At 60.7% G+C, this 13,468-nt stretch carries 10 protein-coding genes; 1 reads left to right on the forward strand and 9 read right to left on the reverse strand.

Features of this window, described 5'->3' with window-relative positions:
- Window positions 1-75: 75 nt before the first annotated feature.
- Window positions 76-579 carry a phage regulatory CII family protein gene (locus tag C1O66_RS07410; protein WP_133155127.1) on the reverse strand — a complete coding sequence of 168 codons (504 nt, stop codon included), beginning with the start codon at window positions 577-579 and terminating at the stop codon, window positions 76-78.
- Between the two features lie 177 nt (window positions 580-756).
- Between C1O66_RS07410 and C1O66_RS23865 the strand changes: the two genes are divergently transcribed.
- Window positions 757-930, forward strand: coding sequence for a hypothetical protein (locus C1O66_RS23865; protein WP_165794517.1), 174 nt, complete (start codon window positions 757-759; stop codon window positions 928-930).
- 170 nt (window positions 931-1,100) lie between these two features.
- Here C1O66_RS23865 and C1O66_RS24315 read toward each other — a convergent pair whose 3' ends face one another.
- The 8 genes from C1O66_RS24315 to C1O66_RS07450 form a co-directional block, all read right to left on the reverse strand.
- Window positions 1,101-1,811 (reverse strand): hypothetical protein, encoded by a 711-nt coding sequence (locus C1O66_RS24315; RefSeq protein WP_243392734.1) that lies wholly within the window; start codon window positions 1,809-1,811, stop codon window positions 1,101-1,103.
- 321 nt (window positions 1,812-2,132) lie between these two features.
- Window positions 2,133-2,522 carry an ASCH domain-containing protein gene (locus C1O66_RS07420; RefSeq protein WP_207795916.1) on the reverse strand — a complete coding sequence of 130 codons (390 nt, stop codon included), beginning with the start codon at window positions 2,520-2,522 and terminating at the stop codon, window positions 2,133-2,135.
- A 123-nt stretch (window positions 2,523-2,645) separates the two neighbouring features.
- Window positions 2,646-5,930, reverse strand: coding sequence for a DEAD/DEAH box helicase (locus C1O66_RS07425; protein ID WP_102767293.1), 3,285 nt, complete (start codon window positions 5,928-5,930; stop codon window positions 2,646-2,648).
- Between the two features lie 8 nt (window positions 5,931-5,938).
- Window positions 5,939-7,666 (reverse strand): EH signature domain-containing protein, encoded by a 1,728-nt coding sequence (locus C1O66_RS07430; protein WP_165794518.1) that lies wholly within the window; start codon window positions 7,664-7,666, stop codon window positions 5,939-5,941.
- Window positions 7,667-7,686: 20 nt separating this feature from the next.
- Window positions 7,687-8,460 (reverse strand): OmpA family protein, encoded by a 774-nt coding sequence (locus C1O66_RS07435; RefSeq protein WP_102767295.1) that lies wholly within the window; start codon window positions 8,458-8,460, stop codon window positions 7,687-7,689.
- Between the two features lie 18 nt (window positions 8,461-8,478).
- A complete protein-coding gene (zorA, locus tag C1O66_RS07440; RefSeq protein WP_102767296.1) occupies window positions 8,479-10,467 on the reverse strand; it encodes an anti-phage ZorAB system protein ZorA in 1,989 nt (662 codons plus the stop codon).
- Between the two features lie 49 nt (window positions 10,468-10,516).
- Window positions 10,517-11,911 (reverse strand): restriction endonuclease subunit S, encoded by a 1,395-nt coding sequence (locus tag C1O66_RS07445; protein WP_102767297.1) that lies wholly within the window; start codon window positions 11,909-11,911, stop codon window positions 10,517-10,519.
- Complete coding sequence (locus C1O66_RS07450; RefSeq protein ID WP_102767298.1) at window positions 11,908-13,368, reverse strand: class I SAM-dependent DNA methyltransferase; 1,461 nt, start codon at window positions 13,366-13,368, stop codon at window positions 11,908-11,910. The genes C1O66_RS07445 and C1O66_RS07450 overlap by 4 nt, the downstream gene beginning before the upstream one ends.
- Window positions 13,369-13,468: the final 100 nt, after the last annotated feature.

The following is a 13,468-nucleotide window of genomic DNA, read 5'->3' on the forward strand; positions in this document are numbered from 1 at the left end:
ACGCCATTCCACACCCATCTCTCTACCTCCTCCCTGGGCGTGCCATACGACGACCACCGCCCCTGCCACTGGCGACTAAAGCACCTCAAGCCCCTCGCATTTACGCTGTCGGAGATTCATGCTCCGCAGGTCGACCAACAGGCGATGCAGGGCGGACCTGAGTTGGTCTGCCTCTTTCTCGATGCGAGCCAATTCGCTATTGCTGATCTCCGTGTCTGCAATATCGTTGGCAACCTCACGCATCAATTCGCCGAACCGCATAGTCATTTCGGCAAGATCCTGCATCAGCTTTGGGTCGCCCTGCCCGACATCAGGTGAGCAGATGAACTGACCGCCCAGCACTTCAGCCAGGGCGTCCATCACCCGGGTGTCCTTGGTCACCTGCATGAGCCGCAACGTTTCTTGCAGGCTCAAATGGTGCGAAGTCTGATTGGGATTGACCTTGTTCAACAAAGTCTTGTGCTGCACGCCCATGGCGGCCGCAAGCGCTTTGGCGCCTCTGGAGTGCTCTTCAACCGTGTGAAAAGCAGCGCGGAGCACCTGGGCGCGAGCTGCGGCCTCGATTGCTGATTCAATCACTTCATTCTTCTCCCTGTTACTTTACTGAGACCAATCAGGCTCTGCTGACCCGTCAGGCTCTGCTGACCCGTGAAATTTGATGCTCGGTTCCCGTAGATTGCAGCTGTCGGTTTAAGCACACTTCATATGCGCCTGATTTTGGCGTTAGCTAAACCAAGACACACAAAGGGAAACTCCATGAGCAAAACAAGCAACGCACCGAAACCGGCTCCTGCCGCCAAGGGCATCACTCCTCAAAACAATGCAGCCAACATCAGCAACCCCAACAAAGGCTCGCCCGGCACAAACCGGCAGTACGACCAAAGCCAGGGCCATCGCGGTACACAATTGAATCCGAACCGAAAATCCTGATGGCTCGCCCATCCTGGGCTTGAGTCGATCGGGCTGGGGCCAGGGGGCGCTGCGACATTTCGCTGCCAGCAAGCACCCTCTGGACCGACTTAGCTTGCTTTACTCCGGCGACGGCAAATGCACCAACCCCAACGGTGACCGAGCATCGGGGCCGCATCGCGGGAACCTGCTCAACCAGACTCGCTCTCGCCACTGGAGTTTTGCGGCCCATTCTTTGCATCGGACACCGGGAACACTTGATTCAAGATCTCGCAGACGAGCTCAAGCGTGCCATACACCGAAGGAGTCAAGCCCCCTTCTCCATGGGCGTGGGCGTTTCGGCGGGTCGAGAGACTGCGTCTGAGCACATCAAGCAAGTCCCAGCCCTGGTCCTCCGGAATAACGTCCACAGGCTCATGCGGGTCGATTTCCAGCTCCTGAAGACCCAGACGCTCCATCACCTCCAAGCGCGCCCAGGTAGCTCGCTCCCGGGCGGACTGGGCTGCCGCGCGATGCCAGCGGCTGAAGCCTTCGTTGCGAATCAGGCCGATGTCGATGGCGTGGTTGACCAAACCGAACAGCATCGCCCTCTCCTGTTTCGGCCTTTGGTACGCGGGCGGCAAGCGGTAAGGCATCACCTCTCGCAGGCCGGCCTCCAAGGTCACAAGTGCTTGCGCTTCGGCTACTGGATAGAAGCGGTAGACATGCCAGGCATACAGGTACAGGTTGCGGGCGGTATCGAAGGAAATGCGCAGATGCTCCGGCACGGTGGAGTGCAGGCGCAAGTCCGCCATCAGCTGATGATGCGCGTCCACTGAGCTCATCGCACCGTGACGAGGATCTCGGTCATGCATGAGCGCCACGTCGCGCAGCCCTTCGGCCATGAGCCATGGCACCATCATTCAGCTTTGATCCAGGGCGGCGACTCTACCGGTCTATCGTCGAACTCCGCACCAGAAGCCCTGGCTTCCGCTTCGCCCGACCTCCGCATTGCACACGCAGGGGATCTGGTAGTCCTGGCCAACGGCAGCGAACGTTTACACGCTGGCAGCGGCTCGTCTTGAGGTTTACGCCTTTCGGTCATCGCTCATCTGATTTCGGCTTTGGGATAGGAAGAGGAAGAGGAAGAGGAAGAGGAAGAGGAAGAGGAAGAGGAAGAGGAGGAGGAGGAGGAGGAGGAGGAGAGCGTATTCGGCCCCATTTCATTCTTCATCTCAAGGGGGTTACCTCTCCCCAAGTGTCTGTTGAACCTTGTCATCAAGCGTGACCCAAATCACTGCGCCCGGTCGATGCACGTACAGCACTGGCGCAGGAAGGAGGTGGGCGTCTCTCACGACCCATGCATAGCGCCACTTTGCAACTTGCCCAGAACGGATGCGTTCCAACTCAATCCGATGCTTTTCCTGGTTCGCCATCATCTGTGCATCAGTGAAGGGGCCAAGGCAGTCCACCAACTCCGCCGTACCAATCACCGTTCCGGAACCCTTGCGGATTAGTGCGATGCGGCCGCGAATCTTCGTTGCTGTACTGCGCATCTCCCACGTCTTGATGCCTGAAAGAATCCGGTCAATGTAGGGGGTATCGATTACCAGCCCACGATCAATCAATGCCACTGCTTCTCCCTTGGCGTGTCGAAATTTCTAGGTTTGAATGTCAGCCGGAAACTGTTTGTGTTCAGCCAGCTAGCAACCATGTTGCTGGCGAGATAGCTCACAGGGTGAGCCATCAAAGAAAAATCAGCCGAAGTCAGCGAAATCCGCCGCGGTCAAGTCTCCGCACCCGTTCAGCATGTCTGAAGCCAGCTCGCGCTTTTTGGCTAACAATGCGTCCAGCCTGACATCGAAGCTAGGGAAGTCCTTCCCAACAACGCCCGGGTAACAGACCGAGACCACACGCTTCTGACCGATGCGGTAAGCGCGCGCCGTGGCCTGATCCTCCTTGGCCGGGTTCCAAGTACGGGTGAAGTGGATGACGTGGTTCGCAGCCTGGATGTTCACTCCGAAGCCCACGGCGAGTGGCGAAAGCACGATTACATTGAAGCCGGGCTTGCTCTGGAACGAATCGATCAGCTGCTGCCGGTTTTCAGTCGCCCGCGGATCGGCTGACGTGTCTCCGTTCACGATGCTGGGTGCGAATCCGAAGTACGCAGCAATGACCCGCTGCAGCAACAACTGCAATTCCCGGAACTCACAGAACACAATGACTTTGTGGTTACCCGCCGGGTCAGCAGCGAGCTGCTTGAGCCGGTTGATGAGCCACCCCATCTTGGGCGACTCGCTCACCAGGCGCCCAACTGGAATCGAGCGGGTATCGGGTTCTGCGTGCCCATGCGGGTCGGAGCAGATCTTTCGAATCGCTTGAAGCGCTTGTAACTGCGCCGATGGATTGGTGCTTCGCTGCTCCCTCAAGATCGCCAACGCCGCGCCATACAGGCCCAACTGATAGGGCGACATGGGCAGCTCCTTGCAACTGACGTCTTCCACCGGCACAGGCAAGTCCTTCGCCACGTCGGTCTTCTTGCGGTGCAAGATCTGTGGCTGGATCACGGCACGCAGCTCCTCCACCTTGGCCAGCTGTTCTTCCGTCTTTGCCTCGATCGGCTGACGATAGTTTTTCGAAAAGTGGTTGAGCGCCCCCAGCAACCCTGGCTGCACAAAGTCGAACAAGCACCACAAGTCCGCCAGGGTGTTCTCAACCGGCGTGCCGGTGCATGCAATGCGAAACCGCACCTTCTGCTTCTTGGCTGAGCGTGTGACCATGGCCGCAGGGTTCTTGATCTTCTGCGCTTCGTCGCAAATCATGACCGACCACTGTTGGCTCGCCAACGCGAACTCCAAGTCACGCATGGTTTCGTAGGTGGTCAACACCAGCTTCGCACCGCCCACCCAGTTTTTCTTGAGCAAGCGCGTCACACCGTGTTGCTTCAGCTCGGCATCCACTTCATGCCGGCCCACCCGCAGCTGTCGAAGCACATCGCCGTACAGGGTCAGCAAGGGCATCGTGCCCGGCACGAAGAAGCGATCGAGCTCATTGCGCCAGTTGTCCAAAAGTGCCACAGGCGCGACGATCAAGGCGGGAGGCAGGTTCGGATCCGCCTCAAAACACGAGGCCAGGAACGTCAGCAGTTGCAAGGTCTTGCCCAGGCCCATATCGTCGGCCAGAACTGTCCCGCGGCAACGGCTGGGAGACGCACGCCACAAGTGCTGCAGCCACGCCACCCCTGCCCGCTGATGCTGCTTCAAGGGGAACTCGGGGCGCAAGCCGCTGGGCAAATCAGGCTCAAGCCCTTCTGGGGCGAACAGGGACGCAGCGCGCGTTTCGTCGTAATCCAGCTCGTCCAGGTTTCGCTTCAGGATCAAGCGCTTCTTGGGCGTTTCCACACGCCCAGCGCGCTCTGGGGTGAACTCCTTGCGCTGAATGTCCTGGGCCGCTTTCGCCAGTGCCTCTACCGCCCTGCGGGCATCCACGGTGGACACCGGGACCTGCAAGCCTGGCAGACGGACCTGAGCCTGCCCACTGGCCTCAGCAACACTCACCACATCCTTCAGCGCCGGAATGTCCTCAAACGGAATGGGCAAGATCGTGGGCGCTGTGTCGGGTCCGTTGTCAATCCGAACGCCCGCGGCCACATTGCCGTCAAACCAGCCCTGCCCCCCATCGTCACGAGCGATCACGGGCGTCACGAAGGGCTTCTCGACGCCGATGTCCTCAATTCGCGTTGAGTAGTTGCTCAGGTCCAGTACTTCGTCGGCGGTCCAAAGGGCGGGCCGGGCCCACTCCCTCCACCAGCCCTGTAGCTGGACCAAGTGGTCGGGCGTATCGCCCAGCACCTCGAATTCATGCCGCTGGAACGAGAAACAAGGCGCATCGTCTTGCAGCGCGCGCTCCAAACGCGTCATAAAGGCCGCCAGTGAGTCCGGCGTCATGAGCCAAATGGGCTCCGAGGGAATGCCCAACTCCCCTAACGTTTCGACCTGCAGCCCAACACGTAGAACCTGTCCACGATCTCCTCGCTCCGCGAATGGCGTGAAGCGATTGAACTGAATGCCCGCATCATCACGCGCCAGCTCGAACTGCCGCTGATCAATCACCTGCTCCGCATGCTCGCCCAGCACTGCAAACGGGTTTCGCACAAAAGCCTGCGCGCGCGGGCCAGCGACACGCCGGCCCGGCATGCGCTTGATTTCAGCAAGCACCTCCTTGACCTCGGGCGTCAAAATCACACGCACCATCGCCGGGCCGTCGGGCACGTCATAGCTGTCCTGCAGCGGCAAGCGGTCGAACTGATGCAGCCATTGGGCAGGGGCCGTCTCGAAACTTGGAACCACCTCCACCACGCCTGCGTCGCCCTCACTTCGGGTCTCCATCTCCAAGCGCAGCCGCTCGGGCGTCAGGACGATGGTGCGCTCCACGTAATCCGAGACCGGCGCGCCCAAGTCCTTGGCCAGCTTGCGCATGCGGCCGAAAGCTTGCTCCTTGAACACCAGACTGCGGTCAGCTTCCGGCACCGCGTGAAATCGGGTCAGCTCATCCAGCAACTGCCCAGTCTGCTCAGACACCAGCTGAACAGAGGTTCCACTCACAAGCACCTTGCCTTCCAGACGAGGCGCAGGCTGCAGAGGGCGCCCTTGAGCATCGACCCAAGCGTCCAGCAGCACAGCAAAGTTGGCGTCCATGAGTGCGCCACGGCTGGTCAGCTTCGGGCGCGCTTGAGATTCCGGCGGGATTGACAGTCCGCCCCTGAACCCAGCGAGCTCCGGGTGCTTCAGCAGCGCATAAACATCCGCCCAGGGAAGAACGAATTCAGTCTCTGCACGCTCACCCAAACCTTCGAGAAACACCTGTTGCAGCCGGGCGCCCAGGTCAGCAGCCGACGGGAACTCGTAGGGCATGGCCAACCAATGCGCGGTCGTCGCGGCGGGCGAACGGTAGCGAATGCCGATGGCATCAAATTGAACAGCAGGTGGAATTCTTTTGTCTTGAGGGTCGGCGGGAGCGCGACCGAAAATTCGCCCGAACATGTTTGGCTTCAGCCTTTCAACCAGTAACCCTTGCCTTCAGCGTAGCGAAACCCTTGGGCTTCCAGCTTGGCGGCAAAGCTCTTGAACAAACTTGGGTCTCGCATCAGCACCCAAAAACTACCGCCCTTGTCGCGCAAGTCCTGGTGCGCGATGCCCACGGTTCGGCAGTACGAGGTGATCTGCATGGCGTCGAAAGTGCTGAGCTTCTTGCCCGAGCTATCGGGAACCAACTCATGGTCGGGGACTTTTGACCCCGCTGATTGAGCAACAGACTGATTCGACGACCGCAGTTGCTGTGCGGCCGGCCATGTCGAGCTAGGCGCTTGCTCTGCCGGGGCTGGTCCGACATAGAGCCGGCTTTTTGACGCTGGCATGGATTTCAGAATATTGCCAAGTTCCGCATCAAACTTCGATTCCCAGGGACCAATATGTGACAGTCGAGTCGCTCCAACGCGCTGTTTCAGCATGTTCAAACTGAACTGCCGCTGATCCAGGTCTGTTCTGAAGTCATTGGTGGCAAACACGTAGCAGGCGTTGCCGGTCACACCGAACTCGATCACCAGCAACGGTCCGATGCACATCACGAACGCGTTGTTCAAAACGTTGGAGTCCGTCAAGACCCGGTCGCGCCCAGCCATCCGGCTGCGCAAAGCCTTGAACTCCGGACTGGGATTGCGTCGGGCATCTGCGCCCAAGATGAACCACATGTCGGTGATCTTGGGCTCCCATTTGAGCCAGTACTTCAAACGACGCAGGTCGGCGCCACCGTCCTGCGCAAGCAATTCGAAGAAGTCAGTGATCAGCCGGCGCTTGAGCCAGCCCTCAACCATATGGCGAGCTGCTTCATCCCGTACTTCGGCATCCCACGCCGACCGCGCCAACCAGGGGTTCCCCACCTTTTCCAGCGCCGTATCGCGCAGTCCGCCATGCTCGGGCTTGTCCTCACATTTGGAGTAGCGGGCCACCGTCAGCGCGGTTGCCCGGGTCGCCAAACGTTGGGGCAGGCGCAACTCAATGCGGTCGTTCACAAGATCCAGAACGCCCGGCAAGCCTCGCTTGTAAGCCGTATCTGAGCCCGAGCACACCAGGCGCACATAAGCCATCAGTGCATCGTCCCAGACCCAGGAACTGCTTGGGATGCCCAAACCCTCGCAGACAGCGCGCAGGCCGCTGGTGTCGCCGTTGGCCAGCGCACCCGCATACGGGGCGCAGGGGTCCTCGCCCAGGAGGTTGCGATGCTGCCCCAGCAGCTCCAGCCACGCGGGCGGTTCTCCGCGCTGGCGGGCGCCCTTGCGCACGCCGTCGAACTTGGTACCCAGGAATCCGCGCAAACGGCGCCAGTTGCCTGGGCCGGCATCCTCTTCCTCACCGCTGCTGCTGTCCGAGAAACCAAAGTACGCGCTCAGCAAGCCCTGGTAGCAGCGCCGGAACTGCTTGGGCTGCGCCTCAAGCTCTTCAACCGCCGACAGGACCTGACTGAACAAGGGTCGCCGGTCAATCAGGCGCACCTGATGCTTGCCGATCGGAACCGTCACGCCGTAGCAGACGTACTTCAGTTCGGTGAAGTTATTCAAAGTCTGCGACTCATAAAACCGCGCGAGCGCAGCCTGCATGACGTCAGCACTGGGTTTGGCATCGGCCGCCCCCACCAGGTCCTTGCGAATGTCTCGCAATGCGCGGCTCATGACCTGCGGGTCGCCCCACACCGGCGCGTGGAACACCAGGCGCGGATCCATCGCCGTACCCAGCGCGCGCTTCAGCGCCCCAAGCGATCTTGAATTTGACATTGGTTGTTCACACTCAGGGCACGGGTCAATCGAGCGTCATCCACCGTGGGCGGTGGGTTCTTCTCTTCGTCCTTGCGCTCTTGCCGGGTCTTGAATTCCAGCTTGAACTCGATACGCCGGCTCGCTTCGTCGTCTGCACGCAGCGAATTGAAAGAAGCGCCACCGACGAAGAACTTGGTGGCGATGAGCTTGCGGTCCTGCTCCGAAAGCGAATCCGTCATCGTCGGCGATTCCCGAAGCAACTCGCACAGCACACGCTGGCTGCGCTCCAGGCTCAAATTGAGATTGAACAAGTACGAGCCCGTCTGGCTGGCATACCCCTCCACCACCGCGCGTTTGAACCACAGGCGGCCTGCGTCCGTGCTCCGGAGCTTGGCCAACAGCGTGGGGGTGAAGTTGCGGATCACCTCGCGCTGCGGAGGAGACAGGGTGTTCTGCCCCTCGCGTTCGAACTTGCCCCGTGGCCCGAAGTCGATGGTGTTGCCAACGATGCGGACGCCCTCAAACTCCTTGCGATTCACCACTGCTTGCACCTCACCCATCAGCTTCTCGATGGCCTCCGTGCGCTCACGCTCTTCCCGCTCGGCATCTGACACCTTCTTGGTCACCGCCAGCAGGGCCACGCTCATGGTCACCAGGAAAAGCACCATCAGCGCGGACATCAGATCCGAGAACGATATCCAGAACGGCTTCTCACCCTCGTCGCGCGCGCGCCGGCGCGCAACAGCTTGCATGCCTAACATGTTTCAGTCTCCGGCAGTTCAAGCGGTCTGCGGGATGCTGTCCACCACATCGCCCAGGTCGCGGATGGCGTCCTTGAGGTAGCCGGTGGCTTGCGCCAGCTCCTGATGGAAGCTGCGGTTGCCCTCACGCAAGGTGGTTTCCATGTGCTTGGCAAACTCCGCATGGGCCTGCCCCAGCACTTCCGAAACAGAGCCCAAGTATTCATCTGCTTCCATGGCAGCGTCGCCCAGGGTCTCGCTCGCTTTCTGAAGCTGACCGACCAACTGCGCCGTCATCGCCCCCTCACGCTTGGCGGTTTCAATGGTCTCGCGCAAGTCGCGCACCATAGTGGCCAGCGTGTCACGCACGGCCTTGTGATCTCCCAGCACTGACTGGGTGGTGGCCAGGGCCTGAGTCAAAGTGCTGCTGGCTGCATTCAAGCCACTCAGCGACTCGGTCACCGAACCCGAGGCCACCCTCATATCCGTCAGGCGATCGCCCAGCGTGTTGCTGGCCTGGAACAAGCGCTCTGCGCCAGTGCCCATGCGCTCGATGTTCTGCTGCGTGCTGGTCTTCAAGCTGGCAATCGCATCGCGCATGGCGCCTGCGGCCGCCTCCACGGCGTCTGTCAAATCATCCACCGCATCGGCCTGGGCTTCCAGCAACTCTCCTGTGTGCTTGGCCATCGAAGCCTGCTGCTGGGCCTGTTCGGTCTGCGCGCTGTGCGCTTGCTGCTGCAAGCCCTTGAGCAAAGCATTGGTGCTGTCGCCCAGCTCCCGCATCATGCCCAGCGTCAGCTCGGCGGACTCCGACTGCCCCTTGGCCACACTGCTCTTCAGCTCATCGATGAAGGCACGCATATGCTCATTGGCCTCAGATTGCCGCGCCTGCATCTGTTGCAGGGCTTCGTCCATGCGCTGGGCCATGCCTTCCACCGCCCCCGTGCCGGCCTGCTGGATCTGATTTGCCAGCGCTTCAAAGCGCATCGACGCCTGCTGGATGGTGGCCGCGGTCTGGCCCAGCATCTCATTCACGCTGGTCATCTGGCTGCCGAACATGCCCTCCATCTGCGCCATGAAGCCCGAGAGCACATCGGTCAGCAGCTTGTTGACCGCCTCGCCCTGGTTGCCGCTGACGTTCTGCACTGCGTCCGAGATGCGCGCCAGCGGCTCTTTCAGCCCCTCGCTGATGCTGCTGGTGATCGCCGAGCCCAGCTGCAAGCTATTGGCGTTCATGGTGGCGATTTGCTGCTGGCTGATCTCGGTCAGCACCTGCTTCAGATCCGTGACCAGGGACTCCTTCATCTGCATGGCCTGGGTGGCCGAGGTCTCGCTGGCCTCCACCAGGCGCTGCAAATACTCCTCGCCCGCGCCGGCATCGAACAGGCTGTCGATCAAGCCGCACAGCTGCTCCACCTGGGTGTAGCGGCCGTTGATCATCAGCTTCTCGAAGGTGGTGACCAGCATGGCCAGCGCAATCGCCGCACCCGACACGACGAAGGCCCCGCCCACGCTGTCCAGCAAGCTCTTCAAGCCCGCGCGCACCTGGCCCGCATCGTCCGAGACCTCAAACCCATTCAAGCCCAGGATCAAGCCCGTGAACGTGCCGATGATGCCCAGCCCGGTCAAGATGCCGGGCAAGTGCTTGTAGAACTCGGTTCGAAGCGGCGCATCCACCAAGCTCTGCTCGGTGAAATAGACGTTGGCCAAGGAGGTCTGGCGCCAACGCACCACCTCCAACATGCCCAGGCTGTTGGCCTGCTTCTGCGCGTGCAAGGTGTCGCGAAACTCGCTCCAGCAATGCAGCAGCGCGGGAGCCTGCATGACCTCGCGCTCCACACGGTCCAGGTCCAGCACCGGCCCGGCAGCCTTGAGCTCCGCCAGCTGCTTCATGGCCTGGTTCAGTTCCTTCTTCACGCGCCAGGCGGGCAAGCAGAACTGAATGATGAACATCACTGCGGCAAACGCCAGCAGGCCCCCCACGCTCCAGTGCACGATGGTGCCCAGGACTTCTTTGTATTCGTACATGCTGTTGGTCTCGAACGGATCGATGAAATCGGTGAAGCGAAAAAGAAGCTCAGGTCTTTACAGCAGACCTCCCTCGCTTCGCAGGTTTGGCGGCTTGTGAGTCGCGTGCAGCGGCCAGGCGCTTGAGCAGCTCCGCAGCGGGCTCGTCGTTGGGGTCCTGGGGCACCAACTCACCCCGGAACGCCTTGGCCAGGAGGGCGGGGGTCAGGCGCTGCGCGGCGGTCTGGGCGGTTTGCAGTCGGGCTTCCAGGCGGTCGGCGAAGGCGACGAGGAGTTCGACTCGGCGAACGATTTCGGCTTGCTCATCGAGGCTAGGGAACGGAATTCCCAGCACTTTCATATCAACCAAGTGCAGGTTCTTGATCGTGGACCCTACGATCCGACTTGAAACGTCAATGCGTCCTATCCAGTCTTGGAGGGCAAGGTCTATGAACCGCATGTTCACTTCACGCGATGCTGGTTTCAACAATGCGACGCTAACGAATAGCGAAAACGGGGAGTTAGTTTTGACAATCGCAGTGCGGCCAATCGTCCCGCTCTTCGTGATGAGCAAGTCGCCTTGTTCAACAGGGCATCGTTTGCTCAGTTCGCAATGCTCTTCTTCTGTGATGAACTTCGTATTTGAAAAATCAATGACTCCGTCGCGGATGTCCTTGACCGACACAAATGGAACGCCCTCACTAACGTAAGTGGGCGTGTGGTGAGTTCCATCAACTATCTTTGCTGTCAGCGCATCCAAGGAGGTCCAGAGCCAGCTTTGAGGGACATCGAACTCCTCGGTTCTCGTACGCTCTGCTGCATTCTTCGCCTTCTTCATTCGACAAAGACGCTCCTGTGTGATGGTGCCCAGTTGAACCTCAGCCAGCAGTTTCGTTGGCTTGTTAATGTCACGCCACTCCTCCGTCAGCCGCCCCGACGTCGCCGCCGCCAAAACCGATTGCCGGAAGCGCTTGAGCAAGGGGGCGACGCGGGCGAGGCGGTCGGTCACCGCGTCCACGCGGGCCAGCACGGTGTCGAGTTTGTCGGCGATGCGGACTTGTTCGGCTAGGGGCGGCAGATTTACTCTGATTGAGTAAGCATCGGTCCGATTCAATCCAGGTATGGCGGTAGACCTATTCAGGCTTTCCAGACCAAGTGAGCGGAGTTGGTATCGCCAAAATCCGAACTGACGACCCGGGACTTCGTCGACGTAGTAGGTGGTATCGATCGGGCTGCAAGCTCCGGGGCAATAGTGGACTTGGCCTACGCTTCCTTTGCGTCCGACTACGATGGTCGGCCCGTTTGTCAAGGGCACTTCGTGCTTACCAACCTCACCGTTTGAACCGAAAACCGGGAACCCTGCGCCCGACCGGACCTTATCCGGAAGCGCCTTACCGTACTTAAACTCTACCAAGTCGCCGAGGTTCTTCACTGCCCACCCAGCCGGAAGTCCAAGGTGACTCATATCGATTCCGCCTCGCCCAACTCCGCCAAGATCGCCTCCAGCTCCTCAACGGCAGCAGTCAATTCATCAACCGCTTCCCGCGCTAGCACTGCGGGCTCCGGCAAGTCAGCCGCATCCTCAGCGTTCTCATCCTTGAGCCAGGCGATGTCCAGGCTGTCGCCCTTCTCTTTGGCAATCCACTCCCGGCTGAAGCGACGGAAGCGCCCGGCTTCGCCCTGGTCATGCCGCTCAGATTTTCCGTTCGCATCCTCGCCAAAGGTAGCTTCAAACTCGGCGAAATGGGTGCGCGTGAGTGGCGTTCGCTTGCCAAACTTGGGTGCGTTGGCGCGCATGTCGTAGACCCAGACCTCCTGCGTGCTGCCGGTAGCAGCCTGGCTGACCTTTTGGAAGAACAGCACATTGGTCTTCACGCCCTGGGCGTAGAAGATGCCGGTGGGCAGGCGCAGGATGGTGTGCAGGCGGCACTTGTTCATCAGGTCGCGGCGGATGTCGGCGCCCACGCCGCTCTCGAAGAGCACGTTGTCGGGCAGCACCACGGCCGCCCGGCCACCGTCCTTCATGTGGCGCACGATGTGCTGCAGGAATGCGAGCTGCTTGTTGCTGGTGGCGTAGGTGAGGTCGTCCCGGGTGGGGCCTCCGCCGCCCTTGGCGGTGCCAAAAGGCGGGTTGCTGAGCATGATGTCGCTCTTGGGCAAGCTGCTGCCCGAGGACCCCAGGGTGTTGCCGATGTGGACCACGCCTTCGTCGTCACCCTCCATGCCGTGCAATAGGCAGTTCATCAGCGCCAGGCGACGGGTGCTGGAGACCAGTTCCATGCCCAGGTACGCCCTGTTGCGCTGGAACTGGCGCTGCTTTTCGCTCAGGTTGTAGAGGTCGTCGGTCTGGCTGCGGATGTAGCTGTCGGCGGCGATGAGGAAGCCCGCAGTGCCCGCGGCGGGGTCCTGGATGGTCTCGCCGGCCTGGGGCTTGATCAGGTGGATGATGCTGTCGATCAGGGGGCGCGGGGTGAAGTACTGGCCGGCACCGCTCTTGGTCTCGTTGGCGTTTTTCTCCAGCAAGCCTTCGTAGAGGTCGCCCAGACCGTCCTGCTTGGCGCTGAACCAGTCGATGCTGTCCAGGCTCTTGATCAGCTGCTCCAGGTGGCGGGGCTCCTTGAGGCTGGTCTGCGCGTCGGCGTAGATGGCGGCGATCAGCGGGTCGGGACTTTGCGAAAGCTGCAGCAGGCTGGTTTTGTAGTGCGTCAGCAGGTTCAGGCCCGAGCGGCGGGTGAACTCAGGCCAGCGGGCGTAGTCGGGCAGCTTGTGCGCCTGCAGGATGCCGCTCTCGGTGTTCTCGAACTCCATCTTGATGAAGAGCAACAGCACCAGCTCGGTGACGTAGTCGCTGTAGTTGATGCCGTCGTCGCGAAGGACGTCGCAAAGGTTCCAGAGTTTCTGGACGATGTCGGAGGTGGTCATGGGGTCGGTCAAAGGGGAAGCGGCCTGCCCGGCGGCGCAACTGAGCACAGGGCGCGCCCGGCGTGGCAGGCAGGAGGGATCAGGCGGTCAAAGGTTCGGG

It is taken from the genome of Paucibacter aquatile (genome assembly GCF_002885975.1).
GTDB classification, from domain to species: Bacteria; Pseudomonadota; Gammaproteobacteria; order Burkholderiales; family Burkholderiaceae_C; genus Paucibacter_A; species Paucibacter_A aquatilis.